The sequence below is a fragment of the Nitrosopumilus sp. b2 genome, assembly GCF_014078535.1.
In the GTDB taxonomy this organism is placed as follows: domain Archaea; phylum Thermoproteota; class Nitrososphaeria; order Nitrososphaerales; family Nitrosopumilaceae; genus Nitrosopumilus; species Nitrosopumilus piranensis.
In genome coordinates this window covers 156517-174066 of record NZ_MU078705.1, presented here as the reverse complement: position 1 = coordinate 174066, position 17550 = coordinate 156517, and the positions used below count along the sequence as shown (strand labels likewise).

Genomic DNA, 17550 nt, shown 5'->3' with positions numbered 1-17550 from the left:
AAAATTTGATTTTATTAAATTAGACTATTTTATTTTGCCACTACCAAGAATGCGAATTGTAGGGGATTCAGGTTTTAGAATAATTGCAATTTGCCCAGATTTACACACAATGGGTTTTTCAAATGTTAGTTTAAGAGGAGATATTGAAGTAAACTTTGCAGCTTTGATTTGCAATCCAATGTTAACTAAACAACCTTGATTTTCTGCAATTTCACTTTTGTAAAAAGGATTCTTTTGAAAATCAATTTCAATTTCAGTTTTGATATTGACTGCTCCTTCCTCACAAATAACATCACCACGCCCAACCTCATCAGGTTTAGCACCCTTTACTGCCAAACCAACTCTTGCAGGACAGATGGATTCTTCAACAGGATCATCATGCATTTGTATTGATTTTATGAGTACATCAATTCCAGCAGGATATAGTTTCAGATTATCATATTGCTTTACTTTACCATTAGTGACTTTGCCCAAAATTACTGTGCCAACCCCCTTTACATCAAAACAGTGATCAATTACCATTTCAGATGAGCCATCAGTAGAAAGGGGTTCTAGTTTATCCATCTCTTCTTTTATTTTGTCTTGATCAACTTTGATGTATTTTTCAACCACAGTACCGTTAATCAGGGCATCAAGTTTAGATTCATCAACTTCAAATGTATGAGACAGTATTCCTTTCTCTTTTTTTAATAAATCAAGTGCAATGATTTGCTCCCCAGTAAACTTGTCTAGTTTATCAACATGTAATATTACATATTCAGCTAGATTAATCGCTTGAAACAAAGGCTGTATTTTATCAGGAAATCCACTAGGTATGACCCATGTTTTGATTACATCAGATTCTTTTCTATCATAAAGAGTTAGATCAGTTTCAGTGCCTTTTTTACCGAATTCAGATGCAATATCTTGTTTTCCCAACACAACAAAATTAATTGATTTTACCACAATCAAATTTCAAAAATAGGCACTAAAAACTATACGAAACTTAAGGGAATGTATTCAACACTGCAGCATAACTTGCAAATCTATGATTTTTTGGTTTTACAAGTTTTTGATGATACTTAGAAATTGGTTTTCTAATTGCACCATGTAAACCAAGAGGCCCTAAAACATACTTTTTATCATCTGCCCATCTAAGAACCTCATCAGTAGGGGCATAATGATTAACAATTTTTTTATTAACAATATTTTGAAGTAGTTTACCATATTTTTTTGAAGAAGGAACATCTTCTGTGATTGAAGCTCCAAAAAGATAGATGCTTTCTAAAATACCAAAATTTTGTTTCTTTTTTGCAAGATATTCTACAGTACTTAAAATGACTTGAGAGCCCAAAGAATGTCCCATTAAGCGGATCTTTGTTTGAGGACTGGGTTTTTTAAAATCTTCAACAAATCGTCCAAGATTATGCCCATTCTTTTTTGCAATAATCTGTCCCACACGAAGTGCATGTTTTGCATGTTTAATTAAATGAGCACCAGTGGTGTTTGAATCATAACTAAATCCAACAACAGGATAATAGTAATTCAATTTTCTTAATCGATTACGAGCCAAAAGAACTTTTGCAATTGCACCAGCATTATCATTTCGCAACCCGTGAATCATTATGGTTAATTCTTTTGAGCCAATTAATTTCTGAAAATCTTTTTTTGGATAAAGATAATAGTTGTTTTTCTTTAGGGTTTTTCCAGTTTTAAGATCATAGTATCCCCTAGTTGAAATTCTTGGAATATGTTTCATTTCATTCTGAAGGTCCTAATTGTTTTTTGTATTTTTCAATATCAGATTCTTCAACTCTAGCAAATAGTGGCGATGCATTCCCAAGTACATGATCTGAAGAAACTCCTAAAACAGAGATATCATTCCAATTTTGTTCATTAACATTACCATCCAAAGCCAATTGAGTCCAAATGTTTTGGGCAGATTCAGGAATGAAGGGAAATGTTGCAATTGCCAAACTTCTAACGGCATTGGCTGAAAGATATACACAAGTTACAGTACCGGAACCTTTTTTCCAAGGTTCCTTATGCTGGAAATATTGGTTAAAAAACGATGAGAATTCCATAATCTTCTTGAGCGCCCTATCAAGATGATTTTGCTCCATTAAGGCACCAACCTCAGATGCCAAGTTTTTGATTTTTTGCTCTGCCTCAAAATCTTTTTCATCAAATTTTTCAGGCTCGGGTATTTTTCCATCAAATGCCTTTTTTGTAAATCCTAATGCACGATTTACAAAGTTTCCAAGATTTCCAATTAATTCAGAATTAATTCTAGTCGTAAAGTCATCCCAATCAAAATTTAAATCATCTTGAGAATATGGATTGATAGACACTAGGTAGAATCTAAGATAATCTGCAGGGTAATATTCTAAGAATTGTTTTAGTCCAATATACCAATTTCTGCTTTTAGAGATTTTTTTTGCTTGAAGTGTAAGATGACCTCTTGTTGGAATATAATCAGGTAGCTTGTACTCACTGTTGATTCCCAGTCTCATTGCAGGCAAGAACAGATAATGATGATAAACAATATCTTTTCCAATAAAATGATAAATGTCAGCAGAGTTCCAGAATTTTTTTCCATCAATACCTTTGTCATTTAGAAATTTTAGTGCAGTTGAAATGTATGCCAAGTGGTTATCAAACCATCCATAGAATACCTTATCATGTGCACCTTCAAGTGGTACTGGAACACCCCAAGTAATATCTCTTGTAATATCCCAATCAATTAGTCCAGATTTAATCCAGTTTTGGACATATTTTTTAACATCTTTTTGAAGATGCTCATTTTCATCTAGCCATTTAGAAAGTGATTCTCCAAAATTTTTAAGTTTGAAAAAGTAATGTGTTGTTTTTTCCTTTGTTGGCGGTTGACCACATAAAGAACATTTTGGATTTGTTATTTCTTCAGGAACTCTTCCGCAACTCTCACAAAGATCAGAGTATTGATCTTCAGCCTCGCAGTAGGGACATGCTCCTTTGACATATCTGTCAGGCAAGAATTTTTTATCATTATTGCAATAAAATTGTATAATTTCTTGCTCATAGATATGCCCTGCAGCATTTAATTTTTTGAACACATCTTGAACAAATTTAATATTTTCAGGAGAACTAGTTTTGTAAAAATAATCAAAATTGATATTGAATGCACTAAAATCTTCATAATCACGTTTATTCCAATGTGCAACATATTCTGCAGGAGTTTTTCCTTCCTTTTCAGATTGAATTAGAATCGGAGTACCAAAATCATCAGATGCACAAACATAGTATGCTTCTACGCCATTTTGTTTTAGAAATCTAGTTGTGACATCTGCAGGCAAATATGTAGATGCAACATGCCCTAGGTGAATTTCACCATTTGCATAAGGTAATGCACTAGTAATGATAGCTCTCTTGTTCATCAGATATTCTCAAAAGCAGTGATGGGGTTAAGAAGTTTTACCAGCTGTTTGCATATTTTACTTGCTCAGGAGTAAGTTTATCGATTTTTACATCCATGGCCTTTAGTGCATCAACTGCAACTTGGGTATCAATTTCTTGCGGAACATTGATTATTTTGTTTTCCATCTTTTTGTGATTTTTGAGGATGTACATCACAGATAAAATCTGATTTGAAAATGATTGGGCCATTACTTCTGGAGGATGTCCTTCTGCAGCAACCAGGTTTGCAAGACGGCCTTGCCCAATCAGATAGACTTTCTTTCCGTTTTTCAAAACACATTCATCAAGCGAGGGTCTTACTTCTTTAACAGATTTTGATTTCTTTAACAAAAATTCACTATCAATTTCTACATCAAAGTGGCCAACATTTCCCATAATTGCACCATCTTTCATATTTAGAATGTGTTCTTTTCTAATTACACTAGTCATTCCAGTACAGGTGATAAAGATATCACCAATCTTGGCAGCTTGTGACATTGGCATTACCTCAAATCCATCCATATGTGCTTCAAGTGCTTTTATAGGATCAATCTCTGTGACAATTACTTTGGAGCCCATTCCATGGCATCTTGATGCAACACCGCGTCCAACCCAACCATATCCTACAACTACAACACGTTTTGATGCCATAAGTAAATTCATGGCACGAAGGTATCCATCAATTGTACTTTGACCAGTGCCATATCGATTATCAAACATATGTTTTGTATATGCCTCATTTACCAAGATTACAGGGTAACGTAACTTTCCTTGATTCTCAACTGCTCTGATTCTTGTAACACCAGCAGTTGTCTCTTCAGTTGCACCTAAAATTTTCATGTTCTTAAATCGCTTGTCAAAGTGAGCCTTGATGTTCATGTCAGCGCCATCATCAGTAAGAATTGTTGGTTTGTGTTTTAGAACTTGATCAATGCACCAATCATAATCTTTAACAGATTGCCCATTCCATGCATAGACATGAATTCCTTGAGAGGCTAAAAATGCTGCAACGTTATCTTGTGTTGTAAGAGGATTTCCACCACAGCATGCAACGTTTGCACCAAGTTCTTTTGCGCCCATTAAAAGCACCGAAGTCTCTTTTGTAATATGAAGACAGAATCCAAGAGTAATGCCTTTGAGAGGTTTTGATTTTTTTAATCTGTTAATTGTATTATCTAAAATTTGCATATGAGATCTTGCCCATTCATAAGATAGTTTTCCTTCTTTGATCAGTTTTGGACTAGACTTTACTTTACTCATAAGACAATCCCACTTTTGGAGATATAAAATCTTATCATGCGAATGTAAATAAATGACAAAATTATCAGAAAATCATTGACTTGGAAGAAAATTGCAGAAAAAGGAGATATTGATTCAGGAAAAGGCAAAGCCTTCAAAATTGATGGAAAGCAGATTGCAATTTTTAATCAAGATGGATATCATGCAATGGATGATCTATGTGTTCATCAAGATGGTTCAATTGCACCAGGCAAGCTTGAAGGAGACATCGTTGAATGCCCACTTCATTTCTGGCACTACAACATCAAAACAGGAGAACTGACTGACTATCTCAAAGATGTCAAATTAGAGACGTATCCTGTTGAGGCAAGAGACGATGGAATCTACGTAGACATTTAGAAATTTTTAGGCACGATTTTTATTCTCAGTTTTTACAAACGATTCATTGAATCAGGAAATTATTAATGAGATAAAAAATCAGGATTATGCTGCCGTTACCAATACAATTGAAAGTTTTCTAGATGAGCAAATTGAGGAAAATAAAGTAGAAGGACTAATTCTTGGATTAAGTGGTGGAGTAGATTCTGCAGTTTTGGCATACATTTGCAAAAGAAAACTCAAAGAAAAAACACTGGCAATAGTAATGCCAGACACATCAATTACTCCAAAAACTGAAACAGAAGATGCACTAAAGATGATTTCACTTACTGGAATACAATACAAACTAATCGACATTAAACCAATAGTTAACGAATATTCAATGTATTTGGAACCAAATGAAAGGGCAAAGGGCAATCTTCGAGCAAGAATTAGAACAAACATTTTGTACTACTATGCAAACGCCAAAAATTATCTCGTACTTGGGTCAAGTGACAAAAGTGAATACCTAATTGGATATTTCACAAAATTTGGAGATGGGGCATCAGACATTACTCCAATAATTTCACTATACAAACTACAAGTCAGAGAGATTGCAAAATATTTGGGAGTTCCAGAAAATATAATTTCAAAAAAGAGCAGCCCCCACTTGTGGAAAGATCATGAGGCAGAAAATGAACTAGGAGTATCATATGAAGAAGTAGATTCCATTCTTTATTGTCTATTTGAGAAAAAACTATCTGTAGATGAAACTCAAAAACTCACACAGATTGACAATTCAACAATATTGAAAATCCAGGAACTAAACAAAAACAGTGAACATAAAAGATTGCCTGCTCAAAAGCCAAATAGAGAATAATTATGAAACTGCAAGACACACTATCAAATAAAGAACAAGAATTAGATATTTCAAAAAAGGTCAAAATTTACCTTTGTGGCGTAACAGTATATGATGAATCACATATTGGTCATGCAAGAACAATCATAGTTTTTGATGTTTTAAGAAGATATTTGGAAGACAAAGGAATTGAGATAGAGTTTATACAAAATTTTACAGATGTTGATGATAAAATAATTAATCGGGCACAAGCTGAAAACACGACTGCAGAGGCAATTAGTACAACGTACATTGAAAATTATTTCAAAGATTTTGATGGGTTAAATGTAGAGCATGCAACAAACTATCCAAGGGCAACAGAACACATAGAAGATATCATACAATTCATTGAAAAATTAATCAAAAAACAAATTGCATATGTATCAAAGAACGGGGTTTACTTTGCAGTATCAAAATTTCCAGAGTATGGCAAATTATCAAAAAAGAAAATTGAAGAACTGCAATCAGGGGCAAGAATCGAGGTAGATGAGGCAAAAAATAATCCACTTGATTTTGCAGTGTGGAAATTTTCAGATACAAAACCAGTATGGGAGAGTCCATGGGGTCAGGGAAGACCGGGATGGCATATTGAATGCTCAGCGATGAGTGTAAAATACCTTGGAGAAAATTTTGACATTCATGGGGGAGGAAGAGATCTGATATTTCCTCATCATGAAAATGAGATTGCACAATCTGAATCATGTACAGGCGCTCAATTTGCAAAAATTTGGATGCATGTTGGAATGGTTACAATAGATGGTGAAAAAATGTCAAAGTCAGTTGGAAACATAAAGTCAATTAAGCATGTTTTAGGGAATTGGGGGCCAAATATCATCAGATTGTTCTGCCTTTCAGGACATTACTCAAAGCCTATCGATTACTCTGAAGAATTACTAAAAGAAAATCTCACTAAATGGAGACAAGCTGAAACATGTTACTATGAACTGATTCATGCAAATAGTCAAAATAATGAAAATATTCTACCTGTAATTAGCAAACTAACCTCAGAATTCAATGATGCGTTAGAAGATGACTTTAACACTCATTTAGCATTATCAGCATTTTTCCAACTAGTCAAAGAAACAAACAGATTGGCAGCTGAGGAGAAATTAGGAATGAAGGATGCAGAAATTATAAAGCCAGAATTTCAAAGAATGTTAAAAATTTTGGGATTAAACATCCCAGAAATGACCTTAGAAAAGAAACAGGAAATTGACAACATAATTGAAAGTAGAGAAAAATTTAGAAAAGAAAAACAATTCGAAGAAGCAGATAAAATTCGAGATAAGCTCAATGAGATGAATGTAGAATTAATAGATCATAAAGGAAAGACCATCTGGATGAAAAAAGAAAGCATCAAAGCTGAAAATTAAAAAAGAAAAATTAAGGATTAACCATTGCTAGTTTATCCTCGATTCTATCATAGTACCCGTTTTGTTCCATTGCAGGAACATAAAATGCTGCAGAAATTATATCTCCAACACCTGCATCACAATCTGCTACAACAACAGAATGCCCCAAAACAGATTCTCCAACACAGCCATAGTCAGTAACGGCGATAACGGCTACATCCTCAGTAACTAGAGTTGGAACTACATTCCAAGGAGTTAGTGTAAAAACTAGGATTACTGAAGTTGCTGCAGCCAAAATCAACATGAATTTTAGCCGTGGTGTTTTTTTGTATGTTGTTTCTTGCATTTCTCCTCACTATAATTTTGTGTTTTTAGAATATAAGCAAGGGACAATTTTATAATCTAGTGCCAACTAATCAAAATTTCTGGTATGGGTAAAAGATATGCCCACGTCTTCAGTTAGAATCAGAATACCAAAATTTTTTGCAGTTATAACAATGACGTTTCACAGCAGGATTATTTTTTGAATCTCTTCTTATTTCAAGAATTCCATAATTTCTGGAACCGCATGTAGGGCATCTATCATCTTGCATTTGTTATACATCCCTCATTCGTTTTGAGTAGTCATAATTGAAAATTTTACTAGGAATGATCTCAATTCCTACTTCATTTGAAGAATGCTCTTTGAGAAATTTTGACAAGGTAGATTCCTTTTCTCCCAAATACTTTTTCATTAAAATATTTAGAATTTCTTGTCCTTTATTTTCTAAAATTCTAGCAGTGCCACTTCCACGTACCCCCTTGTAAGGAGGATTATCGGCAGCAATTTCAAATCCACAGGAGGGGTTTTTTTGAATATATGAAACAATTTTGGCAGATTTTTGAGTTGCGCAGAAAATTTTTCCATTAATTTCTTCATACCATAAAGAAAGTATGTTTGGGAATCCATCAGGCTTGATGAAAGCAAGTCTAATTGGGATTTTTGTATCTGAAAGCATGTAATCAATTTTTGAGGGATTAGATTTTTGCAATTTTATCTCTCAATGGTTTTCAAAACTGTTTTCCCATAACAGTAATCACATGACCAATCACAGTACTCATTCTCACAATTTTTACAAAAATTAGTTAACTTTAATTTCAATAGCTAGTTTGTGCAAAAATGGTATTTAACTAGTAATAAAATTAGATGCTAGTGGTAATATTAGCACTAGTAAAATTGGTGGTCACTAGTTATATATCATTTTAACAAAATAAAGTCATGAAGTTGGAATACAAAAGCATGATTGATGAACTTTTTAGTAAATTTCCAAAACTTTTAGATGTAAAAATTACAGACATTACAGATCATAATGTATTGTGGTATCTTAGTGACTACATCAATTCAGGATATGTGAGATTTGAGGCAGGTAGAAAAGAACTTTATCGACTTAGTATTCTTATTGAAAATTATGCAGCAAAATACAAAGTTCCACTACTAGCTACATTTGAGACATCTAAGAGATACAAGTATGTTGAAGACAGATACATGGAATTGGTCAAAGATATACCCAAGGTATGGATTATTGGAAATTTTAATAATCCATCATTAGCCCCGCAGCCACCAAAAAATGCAGAAGTAATAAGCTGTGATGGAACTAACTTAACAGAAATCTGGATGGTACTAACAAAAGGAGATAAGGGTCCGTTTGGATTAGTGGCAGAAGATATTGGAGACGGCATGTTCAGAGGATTCTTCTCAATTAGTCCCACAATTATAAACAAGGCAATTGAGATAACAGAAAAATCCCTAAAAACTAAAATTGATTTTGGTCATAAAGTTGTAGAAAATGACTGACATTATTTGGGGAAACGGATCGGATATTTTGTCACCTACATCATTTATCCTTAATGTGACACATAGAAAAAATGGAAACAAAGAGAATTACTTAGATGTTGAAAAAATTAAAATTATTCAGGCAGACATTCCTGGACTTCCACATAGTGAATCAGAGTGGAATGAAGAAATTTTGAAACAGTGTACGAATGATGCATTTCTAAAATGTGAGATTGAGGGCAAGGATGAATCAGGGTTTCTTTTATCCAAAGTATCACATTCAGGCGTGGGTGGATATTAGTGTGGAATCCACTAGTAATAGAAAACCAAAGCATAAATCATTTAGATTTAGAATTGCTTTTGAACAAAAAAATCCCAGCTATAATAATTAGAAATTTTTATTCTAAAGAGCAATGTAATTTTATTATAAAAAAAATAGAAAAAGCTAAAAAAACACATTTTCAGAAAACTAAACTTGAGCATATTGGCCCATTTTTAATGTCCCACATAACACAAAAAAATGAATATTTTGAAAAAGCTAAAAAAACCCAAAAACAATTTGAACAAATTTTTACTAAAGTTGAAAATCCATCTTCCAAGGTTTTCGCCATGTTCAAAAAAACATTTCCAACATTTTCAATTTCTCTTGCAAAACAATCACAAGAAAGTTTTTCGCCATACATAATTAGAATTCACAAAAAAGGGAAAGCCATACCCATTCACAAAGACAATATCAAATACGAGGGAAAAGAATTTTGTATTTCAAATATTGATTCCCAATTATCATGTGTCATACATCTGCAGGAATCAGAAGTTGGAGGCAAAGTAATAATTTATGAGAACCAATGGAAAAGAAGCGATGAAAAATTTAGAGAGATAGATTTTGGATACTCACCAAAAGTTGTATCCTCTAATTACTGCAAACTAAAAAGTGTGAATAAAGGAGATTTAGTAATAATTAATCCAAATCATTTTCACGAGGTAACAAAAATCCAAGGTAATACGTCAAGAATCACTTTAGGTATGTTTTTAGGAGTGTACAATAAGGATCAAAAAATTGTTGCGTGGGCCTAAGAAATTAAAGAAAAATCACAAAATTATTGAATGTCAAATTTTTTGCCAAGTGCTTTGCCCATAATTTTGAGAGCATGCCTGCAAACATTGGAGTTTAGTGTAAAGAAGCCTCTAAATTTTCCATCTTCATATTCTTCTGCAATCAAACCAAATGGCCCATAAGGACCTCTGGTAATGACACTCCAGACATCAAATAGTGGCGTGTCTTTACAATTAATAACATCAATTTTTGGAGGTGTTTTGATAGTGGTTTTGCCATAATCTGCAACAACCCATATCTTTGGAATTTGTTCAATCATCTTCTGGTATCTCTTTTCAACAAATTTGTATCGGGTAATTTTTTCAAAAGTTGCAAGTAGTGGTTGCCCATTATCTTTTGCATAATTTTCAATTAATTTGCTAATATGATACAATTCTTTTCGACTAGCATGAAAGTTATGATAACCTGCCTCAATAAAGGTCTCTAAATCCCACAATTGAAGTAAATTTGGATCATCATCATGCCATTCTGCTAGTTGAGGGAATTCTTGCCAAACTTGACCTACAAAGCCCTCAAATGTTTGTACCATGAAAATACTTTTTCAAAATAAGATATAAGTTAATCCTTACTGGGGTTTTGTTGGCACTTGCCTACTAGTAACAAATTCTTTTTATTATCTAGAATAATACAAGTTTTATGGGACGATATGAAAAAGTTTTGAATATGTTAATGGATTTTGATGAAAACATAAGACTTGCAGTTATCAGTAATACATCAGGAGATATTTTATGGAGTTCTAAAAGAACTTCAGAAAAATTGCAAGTCCCCTTAGCTGAAACCAAAAGGGCTCTAAAACGCGAATCAGATGATTGGATTGACAGATGTAAGACAGCAGATCGTAATCCCCTAGGGCAACCATTGTATCATATAACATCATTTGAGAAAACAAAGAGAGTTACTTTACCTATTGATGCATTTCACATGTTGTTTATGAGTATAGACAACACCCCTATGAAAAATACTAAAAAACACAGTTATGGGAAATTGGTAGAGATGGGGAAGATCTTATCAATAGTTGATTTCGTAAACACGTTTGAGTAAAACATCAAAATTACCCCAAATAAATTCAATTTACCACTAGTTCATCTTTTTGGAATATTTATTAACAGAAAAGGTAATCTTGTTGTGTGGATAAATTAGAAAAACTCCTCAATATGCTAATGGATTTCAATGATGATATTAGATTCGCTGCAGTCTCAAATGACAAAGGAGAAATTTTATGGTGGAGTCAAAGAGAAGGTTTGAAAAATCTTGTTCCATTTGAAGAAACAAAGCAAACATTATTGAGAGCATTGCATGCATGGGATGAGAATGCTCGAGTAAAAGATTTCATCGGAAATGGGCTATATTCAATTTCATCATATCAAAAAATTAAAAGAATTACAGTTCCACTTGGTAGTGGCAAAATGCTTTTCTGTACGTTAAGTAACGAACCATTGAAAAAATCATTAATTAGCGGGAAAAAAAGTTATGGGCATTTAGCAGATATGGGAAAAATTCTATCCATAGTTGATTTTATAAAATCACAAAAATAATTTACCACTAGAAAAAAATTTGTTTTAATTTTATACTGGAAATACAATAATTTTAGTAATGACAACCTACAACACACATAACGAAATTGTCAGAATTTAGTGAAAAAACAAAATACAAAAGAACACTGTTCATATTCAGACGAGATCTACGAAAAATAGATAATTCTGGCTTAATTGCAGCCTCAAAGACATCATTAGAAGTAATTCCAGCGTTCATCATAGACCCATTATTAATCAAAAAATCAAATAGAAAGTTCAGTGAATTTAGAATGCAATTTCTTAAAGATTGTATATGTGAACTCAATGAGCAACTTTTAGATTCAAAATCACATTTACATATTTTTTCAGGACATCCAAAAAAAATAATTTTGGATTTAATAACAGATTGTAAAATAGATGCAATTTTTGTAAACAGAGACTATACACCATTTAGTAAAAAGCGAGATAAAGAAATTAAAAGAATTTGTGAAGAAAATAAAATAGATTTTGTAATTGCAGATGATATACTACTGCATGACGTAGATACAATCAAAACAGGTAAAGGGGAACCATACAAAATTTTTACTGCATTTTTTTCAAAGGCAAAAGAATTACCAATTAGGCAACCGCAGAAATATAATTTTTCAAATCTTTCAGATGCCAAAATTAAATCTGAAACAACCATTGAAAATATTTCTGAATTAAAAATTAAAAGAAATTCACTGCAACAGAAAGGAGGAAGAGAATCGTGCCTTGAGAGACTAGAAAATATTAAAAATTTAGTAGATTATGACGAAAAAAGAAATTTTCCAGCAATAAATGGAACATCACTACTTTCAGCACACAACAAATTTGGTACTTGCTCCATAAGAGAAATTTATGAGGTGTGTATTAACACACTTGGTCCAAATCATACAATTATTAGAGAACTGTATTGGAGAGATTTTTTCACATATTTAATGCACCATTTTCAATACACATTTTCAAAAGAATTTAACAAGAACTTTCAAAAAATCAAGTGGCACAAAGATAAAAAATATTTTTTAAAATGGTGTAAAGGACAAACAGGATTTCCCATAGTAGACGCAGGAATGAGAGAGCTTAATCAAACTGGATTTATGCATAACAGAGTTAGAATGATTGTAGCATCATTTCTCACAAAAGACATGCATATTGATTGGAGATTGGGAGAAAAATATTTTGCTACAAAACTCATCGACTATGATCCATGTGTCAATATAGGAAATTGGCAATGGGCAGCATCAACTGGATGTGATGCTCAGCCTTGGTTCAGAATATTTAATCCATGGATACAACAAAAAAAATTTGACCCCAATTGCACATATATCAAAAAATGGATTCCTGAATTAAAAGAACTGCCAGATAAAAATATTCATTTACTTTGGAAGAGTTTTCCAAAAAATTCTTCATATCCAAAACCAATTTTGGAGCACAAATTGGAATCACAAAAATCAAAAGAGATTTTCAAGATGTGTACAGTCTAAAATTAGCACTAGAAAAAATTTTTTTTGTTAGTTAAATAGCATGTTTAACACAATAATTTATGGCCGAAGAACAAGAATGGGCAAATTTGCTTGCAGAAGTTTTTGATAAACTTACTGAAAAACATGCCTCAATCACTTATGATTTTGATGATCTTGAGATGAAAGGCAAGGTTGAGAAAAATGGCAAAGTAGTTCCAACAGGTACGGTTTCCCTAAAAGGTAGACTGACAATTACTGCAAAATGAGGTGGAGTGAATGAAAAATAATCTCCCTTCGAATTTTTTATCATCACTAACAAATGGAAGTCTTAGTGTAAAATGTGACAATAAACCTGCAGTTAGTTTTTCATGCAACAATAGTTCCAAAATTATTGATATTGTAGATATTCCAATAAAAATTTCAAGAAAGCCAGGAATAATAAAACAATTATCAGAAGCAAAGGATCTTGCAAAAAAACTCAAACATGAAGGCATTACTTTGGAAATAAAATTAAAAGGAGATACAGTACTTAAACTTGGAAAAGAAGCTAACCCAAAATTAGCTAAAATAGTGACACTCAGTAATGATATTGAAATAAAAGATTTAAAAAAATTGAAAAAAATCACCAATGTTTTTTAAAAAAATATGTGTGATTCAAAAATCAATGGTTTTATGAAAAGTACAATTTTGCTAGTTGTGTTGGCAATCCTTTTAACAAATCAAGCTTATGCCCATAAATTGATTAGTCATGATGATTCTCACAGAGATTTTGAATCTGCACTTGACATTCCAGATCATAAGATTTCATGGGCAATTTATGAAAATTTAGGTGTAAATGAGACAAAATTTTACACATTTGATGCAAAAAAAGGTGATTCATTTTATGCAAGTATTGTTGTTCCAAAAATTGAAGGGCTGGAGAATTATGCACCAACTCTTGTATTAATGAGTGAAAATGATTCTATTACAAAAAAAGTAATTTACGAAAAAGATTTTCCTGGAACCGAATTCTATGAACCATTTGGTCAAGTCACTTATTGGGAAAGACAAGAATTAAAAACAGAGATACCAGCTAATGGAAAATATTTCATCATCGTAACAGATGAAAAAAATCAGAGTGGAAAATATAGTTTAGCAGTTGGGACAATTGAAGATTTTTCTGTAGAGGACATGTTTATTTTGTTGCCTAAATCTTGGATTGAAACAAAATTTTTTGTAAATGATTATATTTCAATTAGTATTTTGATTGGAATTATTTTTTCATCATTAGTTCTTATTGGATTGTTAATTTACAAAAGAAAAAGAAAAGCTTAAGCTAATTTTTAAAAAATTGGGCACAAAAAAATTAGTACAGTCTAATTAGTTACATCTAATTTTCGTGTTGTTTAATACATGCAAAAATAAATTATTATTATGAATGCATGGAACAAATTTTGGAATTGGTATGAAAATAAAATTCTTGGAAGTGTAATTGTAATTGCAATTATTCAATTTATTCAAATTCCACATATGGTATGGAATGCAGATATGATGTTGGAGGCAGGCATGATATCAAGAGTGCATCCAGTAATTGATTGGTTTTTGTACGGAGTAGACCTAATTGAAATAATTTCAATTGTCAATGTTGGAATGATAATGTTTAGTCTAATTAAGAAAAGACAAAACAAAAAACAGATGGCTGTAAAAAAAGTATAAAGAAATTTTATTCTTTTCCTTGCCAAACAACTCTTTGTGGGAATGGGATTTCAATTCCAGCAGTATCTAATGCATTTTTAGCAGCTTTCAGTAATTTTGGACCCACTTGGTCCCAATCATCTCTGGGATGCCAAACTAAAATCTCTATGTTTACGCTTGAATCTGCCAACTCTTTAATTCTAAATTCAGGTTCAGGAAAGGTCAAAACATATGGAAGCGCCTTACGAATATGTTTTTGCAAAACAGAGATTGCCCCATCAATATCTTCTTTGTATGCAATTCCAACAATAGCCTCAGATCTACGAACAGGGGTAGAACTGAGGGATCTAATATTAGATGTAAAAAAGGATTCATTTGGAACACGTATAATTGTTCCATCAAATCTTTTAACGCGAACAGAAAACGTACTAATATCTAATAAGGTTCCATTTACATCTGTACCAGGAATTTCAATTTTATCTCCTTGTTTTACAGGTTTTTCAATCATCAAAAATATTCCAGAGATTAAATTGGCTACAACTGATTGAGTTGCAAAACCAATTACAATTCCAAATATTCCACCTGCAACAAGTAATCCAGATAAATCAACTCCCGTTGAAGAAGTAAAAACTAAAAATGAAAGAATGATTATTCCAAAATAGATTAATTTTCCTAAATTTTTTGCAGAGTCCTGAGGTAGTTTTGGTGCATAGTATTTTGTAAAAAGTAATTTTATAGTTCTTGCAATAATAAGGCCAACAGCCATTATTATTCCACCCATTAACAAATTAAGTAACGTCAACCCACCTGTGATTTCAATTGCATCAAAACTTTGTAGAAATTCAAACACCATTAATCAACACCCATGTCCATCCGTTTTGCAGTTTCAATTTTTTCGTATGTAGGTGATTTTTTCCAATTTGTTTCAATTGATTTTGGTTGTATATCAATAATTTCAATGGTTAATTTTTTCTTCAATTCAGCAGTTATTGAATCAATTATTGCCCTAGAGCCTTTATAGTAAATTGAATTATCAGAAATTGGAAAAACAATTTTTCCAATACTAACTCCTTTTTGTAAATGGTTATTCAAGGAAATCTGTAAAACTCCATTAACATAAGGGACAGAATCCTCATAAGATTCAACAATTTCAGATTTGTAATATTTGCACAAAGTCCCAGATTCAGGAGACCCATATAGACAAAATCGAGCATTAAATGAATCACAAGTAAAGCAATCCAAAGAATTTTCATGAGTTTCATGGATATAATATACGCCTATTTCAATAGGGCATCTAACAAAAACTGCTGCAGAAGACCCCTCATGTAGAAAAATTGGAGTTTCAAGTTCTAAATATACATAATTTGTGCGACGCGCAGGAAAATTCAAGGGGCGTATAGGTGTAATTTCAATTTTGAGTTTTTCAGATTTAGTAGGAATTAATTTTTCCACAAAATTATCTTCAGAGTCATTTCTAGCATAGGAAAAGACATTATTCCCAACTTTTCTAATCTTGATTTCAGTACCAGGGAATGTAAGATTCAAAGAATCAGTGATTTCATAAGAGCCATATTTTGCAAAGTCAGAAGATTCTTCACTCAAGGTGGTTTTGTTCCAATAATCTAGAATTTATGCTCTTGGGTTTTTGTGATTAAATAAAAAAGAAAGGAAAATCCTATTCCAATTCTAATAGGACATTTGTACTTCCAAAGTTCTCACTTATTCTAAAGTGATATGTCAATGATGGATCATATAGAAACTGAGTTCCACCATATCCTATGTTAGGACCAAATAACATATTGAATTCTCTAGTGTCTCCAGGATTAATGTTGATTTGACCGCTGGTAAAGTCCATACCAGAATACTTGAATGCAGTTGAGCCATCCCAAACATCATAGTTACATATCTGGGGACTAGTACAATTCAACGCAACAATATCAGAACTAGTATTTTCAGCTAGCATACGTATAGTTAGAATTGCCTGTCCTGTAGGAGTAATTTCAAATTCACTTCCTTCAGTACCCATTCCTTGCCAATAGTAAATTATCGGACCTACTTCAAACTTTTGTGCAGTCTTTTTGTATTCGTAAAGCTGAATTGCTTTCTTGATAGGTTTTTCACAGTCTAATCTTTTGTATGCCTTTGTAATCTCAGAACATTTTTCAAGTTCCTTTTCAAACATTGACAACTCTGTGTCGGATGTTTTTTCTACAGACGAGATATCTTCCTGAATTTGGCTTGAATCCACAGAAATTAATCCTATGGAAATAAGGTGTTGGATTCCATTTACAAATTCACCATCAGTGATTATTCCCTCTGCCCACCAACCTGCGGTGTTTTTTACCCAGTCGGGAACTCCTTCTGAGCTTTGAGTGGAGACGGTTGTTGGCGCAACTGTGATGATTCCAGCATTAATCAAAAACTCTATGCCTGAAACAAATTCAGATTCTGATAGGGTGCCATCGGCCCACCAACCTGCATTGGTTTTGACCCAAGATGGAACGTCGGCATATGCTGATGATGTTAATGCTACTAGTATTATTGCAGTCATTGCAGTTAATGCTATTTTCATTAACATCTATTTTCAGTTATGATATATAAGCTGGTGCTAAATGTTCTTCTAGTGCCAAAAATACAAGGCAAAATCTAGTGGTAATTTGAATTCAAGCAATTCTGGTTTATATCCAAAAA

At 32.6% G+C, this 17550-nt stretch carries 23 protein-coding genes; 13 read left to right on the top strand and 10 right to left on the bottom strand.

The window, feature by feature from the left end:
* Nucleotides 1-24 precede the first annotated feature (24 nt).
* The 4 genes from C6989_RS08785 to C6989_RS08770 are packed head-to-tail and all read right to left on the bottom strand — an operon-like array spanning nt 25 to nt 4674.
* A complete protein-coding gene (locus C6989_RS08785) occupies nt 25-945 on the bottom strand; it encodes an EF-Tu/IF-2/RF-3 family GTPase (RefSeq protein ID WP_182126929.1) in 921 nt (306 codons plus the stop codon).
* 40 nt (nt 946-985) lie between these two features.
* On the bottom strand, nt 986-1738 hold the full coding sequence (locus C6989_RS08780; RefSeq protein WP_182126928.1) for a DUF726 domain-containing protein: 753 nt from the start codon (nt 1736-1738) through the stop codon (nt 986-988).
* Between the two features lies 1 nt (nt 1739).
* Entirely contained in the window at nt 1740-3395 is a 1656-nt protein-coding gene (gene metG / locus C6989_RS08775; protein ID WP_182126927.1) for a methionine--tRNA ligase, read from the bottom strand.
* Between the two features lie 37 nt (nt 3396-3432).
* A complete protein-coding gene (locus tag C6989_RS08770; RefSeq protein WP_182126926.1) occupies nt 3433-4674 on the bottom strand; it encodes an adenosylhomocysteinase in 1242 nt (413 codons plus the stop codon).
* Nucleotides 4675-4749: 75 nt separating this feature from the next.
* On the opposite strand from C6989_RS08770, the gene C6989_RS08765 reads away from it, so the two are divergent.
* Genes C6989_RS08765 through cysS form a run of 3 tightly spaced genes read left to right on the top strand, consistent with a single transcriptional unit; the run spans nt 4750 to nt 7281 of the window.
* Nucleotides 4750-5052 carry a Rieske (2Fe-2S) protein gene (locus tag C6989_RS08765; protein WP_148703257.1) on the top strand — a complete coding sequence of 101 codons (303 nt, stop codon included), beginning with the start codon at nt 4750-4752 and terminating at the stop codon, nt 5050-5052.
* A gap of 46 nt (nt 5053-5098) precedes the next feature.
* Complete coding sequence (locus C6989_RS08760) at nt 5099-5890, top strand: NAD+ synthase (RefSeq protein WP_148703256.1); 792 nt, start codon at nt 5099-5101, stop codon at nt 5888-5890.
* Between the two features lie 2 nt (nt 5891-5892).
* Nucleotides 5893-7281 (top strand): cysteine--tRNA ligase, encoded by a 1389-nt coding sequence (cysS, locus tag C6989_RS08755; protein ID WP_182126925.1) that lies wholly within the window; start codon nt 5893-5895, stop codon nt 7279-7281.
* 10 nt (nt 7282-7291) lie between these two features.
* Here cysS and C6989_RS08750 read toward each other — a convergent pair whose 3' ends face one another.
* Both C6989_RS08750 and C6989_RS08745 read right to left on the bottom strand, forming a co-directional pair.
* A complete protein-coding gene (locus C6989_RS08750; RefSeq protein WP_182126924.1) occupies nt 7292-7606 on the bottom strand; it encodes a hypothetical protein in 315 nt (104 codons plus the stop codon).
* A gap of 250 nt (nt 7607-7856) precedes the next feature.
* On the bottom strand, nt 7857-8291 hold the full coding sequence (locus C6989_RS08745; protein WP_255464685.1) for a pyridoxamine 5'-phosphate oxidase family protein: 435 nt from the start codon (nt 8289-8291) through the stop codon (nt 7857-7859).
* Nucleotides 8292-8518: 227 nt separating this feature from the next.
* On the opposite strand from C6989_RS08745, the gene C6989_RS08740 reads away from it, so the two are divergent.
* From C6989_RS08740 to C6989_RS08730, 3 genes are all read left to right on the top strand, one after another.
* On the top strand, nt 8519-9094 hold the full coding sequence (locus C6989_RS08740) for a hypothetical protein (RefSeq protein WP_182126923.1): 576 nt from the start codon (nt 8519-8521) through the stop codon (nt 9092-9094).
* Complete coding sequence (locus C6989_RS08735) at nt 9087-9374, top strand: hypothetical protein (protein ID WP_148703253.1); 288 nt, start codon at nt 9087-9089, stop codon at nt 9372-9374. Before C6989_RS08740 ends, C6989_RS08735 begins: the two co-directional genes overlap by 8 nt.
* Before the next feature lie 197 nt (nt 9375-9571).
* Nucleotides 9572-10147 carry a 2OG-Fe(II)-dependent halogenase WelO5 family protein gene (locus tag C6989_RS08730; RefSeq protein ID WP_182126922.1) on the top strand — a complete coding sequence of 192 codons (576 nt, stop codon included), beginning with the start codon at nt 9572-9574 and terminating at the stop codon, nt 10145-10147.
* A gap of 23 nt (nt 10148-10170) precedes the next feature.
* Here the strand turns inward: C6989_RS08730 and C6989_RS08725 are convergent, their stop codons facing one another.
* Entirely contained in the window at nt 10171-10716 is a 546-nt protein-coding gene (locus C6989_RS08725) for a hypothetical protein (RefSeq protein ID WP_182126921.1), read from the bottom strand.
* Nucleotides 10717-10823: 107 nt separating this feature from the next.
* Between C6989_RS08725 and C6989_RS08720 the strand changes: the two genes are divergently transcribed.
* The 7 genes from C6989_RS08720 to C6989_RS08690 all read left to right on the top strand — a co-directional run bounded on the left by C6989_RS08720 (nt 10824) and on the right by C6989_RS08690 (nt 14880).
* Nucleotides 10824-11228, top strand: a complete 405-nt coding sequence (locus C6989_RS08720) for a hypothetical protein (RefSeq protein ID WP_148703250.1) — start codon at nt 10824-10826, stop codon at nt 11226-11228.
* Between the two features lie 86 nt (nt 11229-11314).
* Complete coding sequence (locus tag C6989_RS08715; RefSeq protein ID WP_255464684.1) at nt 11315-11722, top strand: hypothetical protein; 408 nt, start codon at nt 11315-11317, stop codon at nt 11720-11722.
* Nucleotides 11723-11808: 86 nt separating this feature from the next.
* Complete coding sequence (locus tag C6989_RS08710) at nt 11809-13206, top strand: cryptochrome/photolyase family protein (RefSeq protein WP_182126920.1); 1398 nt, start codon at nt 11809-11811, stop codon at nt 13204-13206.
* A 59-nt stretch (nt 13207-13265) separates the two neighbouring features.
* Entirely contained in the window at nt 13266-13451 is a 186-nt protein-coding gene (locus C6989_RS08705; RefSeq protein ID WP_148703248.1) for a hypothetical protein, read from the top strand.
* Between the two features lie 10 nt (nt 13452-13461).
* Nucleotides 13462-13824 (top strand): hypothetical protein, encoded by a 363-nt coding sequence (locus C6989_RS08700; RefSeq protein ID WP_182126919.1) that lies wholly within the window; start codon nt 13462-13464, stop codon nt 13822-13824.
* A gap of 33 nt (nt 13825-13857) precedes the next feature.
* Nucleotides 13858-14499: a hypothetical protein gene (locus tag C6989_RS08695; protein ID WP_182126918.1), complete on the top strand. Its 642-nt coding sequence runs from the start codon at nt 13858-13860 to the stop codon at nt 14497-14499.
* 99 nt (nt 14500-14598) lie between these two features.
* Entirely contained in the window at nt 14599-14880 is a 282-nt protein-coding gene (locus C6989_RS08690) for a hypothetical protein (RefSeq protein WP_148703245.1), read from the top strand.
* Nucleotides 14881-14887: 7 nt separating this feature from the next.
* On the opposite strand, the gene C6989_RS08685 is transcribed toward C6989_RS08690, so the two are convergent.
* From C6989_RS08685 to C6989_RS08675, 3 genes are all read right to left on the bottom strand, one after another.
* A complete protein-coding gene (locus C6989_RS08685; protein ID WP_148703244.1) occupies nt 14888-15712 on the bottom strand; it encodes a mechanosensitive ion channel family protein in 825 nt (274 codons plus the stop codon).
* The gene (locus C6989_RS08680; RefSeq protein WP_148703243.1) at nt 15712-16461 is read right to left on the bottom strand and encodes a DUF432 domain-containing protein; all 750 of its coding nucleotides are present in this window, start codon (nt 16459-16461) and stop codon (nt 15712-15714) included. The genes C6989_RS08685 and C6989_RS08680 overlap by 1 nt, the downstream gene beginning before the upstream one ends.
* Nucleotides 16462-16534: 73 nt before the next feature.
* Complete coding sequence (locus C6989_RS08675) at nt 16535-17431, bottom strand: peptidase (protein WP_182126917.1); 897 nt, start codon at nt 17429-17431, stop codon at nt 16535-16537.
* Nucleotides 17432-17550: the final 119 nt, after the last annotated feature.

Bases quoted from the DNA above. Each gene is read 5' to 3' on its own strand.
- C6989_RS08735 (WP_148703253.1), top strand. From the start codon at position 9,087: ATGACTGACATTATTTGGGGAAACGGATCGGATATTTTGTCACCTACA.
- C6989_RS08700 (WP_182126919.1), top strand. From the start codon at position 13,462: ATGAAAAATAATCTCCCTTCGAATTTTTTATCATCACTAACAAATGGA.
- C6989_RS08725 (WP_182126921.1), bottom strand. From the start codon at position 10,716: ATGGTACAAACATTTGAGGGCTTTGTAGGTCAAGTTTGGCAAGAATTC.
- metG (WP_182126927.1), bottom strand. From the start codon at position 3,395: ATGAACAAGAGAGCTATCATTACTAGTGCATTACCTTATGCAAATGGT.
- C6989_RS08770 (WP_182126926.1), bottom strand. From the start codon at position 4,674: ATGAGTAAAGTAAAGTCTAGTCCAAAACTGATCAAAGAAGGAAAACTA.
- C6989_RS08750 (WP_182126924.1), bottom strand. From the start codon at position 7,606: ATGCAAGAAACAACATACAAAAAAACACCACGGCTAAAATTCATGTTG.
- C6989_RS08720 (WP_148703250.1), top strand. From the start codon at position 10,824: ATGGGACGATATGAAAAAGTTTTGAATATGTTAATGGATTTTGATGAA.
- C6989_RS08690 (WP_148703245.1), top strand. From the start codon at position 14,599: ATGAATGCATGGAACAAATTTTGGAATTGGTATGAAAATAAAATTCTT.
- C6989_RS08780 (WP_182126928.1), bottom strand. From the start codon at position 1,738: ATGAAACATATTCCAAGAATTTCAACTAGGGGATACTATGATCTTAAA.
- C6989_RS08685 (WP_148703244.1), bottom strand. From the start codon at position 15,712: ATGGTGTTTGAATTTCTACAAAGTTTTGATGCAATTGAAATCACAGGT.
- C6989_RS08740 (WP_182126923.1), top strand. From the start codon at position 8,519: ATGAAGTTGGAATACAAAAGCATGATTGATGAACTTTTTAGTAAATTT.
- C6989_RS08695 (WP_182126918.1), top strand. From the start codon at position 13,858: ATGAAAAGTACAATTTTGCTAGTTGTGTTGGCAATCCTTTTAACAAAT.
- cysS (WP_182126925.1), top strand. From the start codon at position 5,893: ATGAAACTGCAAGACACACTATCAAATAAAGAACAAGAATTAGATATT.
- C6989_RS08730 (WP_182126922.1), top strand. From the start codon at position 9,572: ATGTCCCACATAACACAAAAAAATGAATATTTTGAAAAAGCTAAAAAA.
- C6989_RS08675 (WP_182126917.1), bottom strand. From the start codon at position 17,431: ATGAAAATAGCATTAACTGCAATGACTGCAATAATACTAGTAGCATTA.
- C6989_RS08705 (WP_148703248.1), top strand. From the start codon at position 13,266: ATGGCCGAAGAACAAGAATGGGCAAATTTGCTTGCAGAAGTTTTTGAT.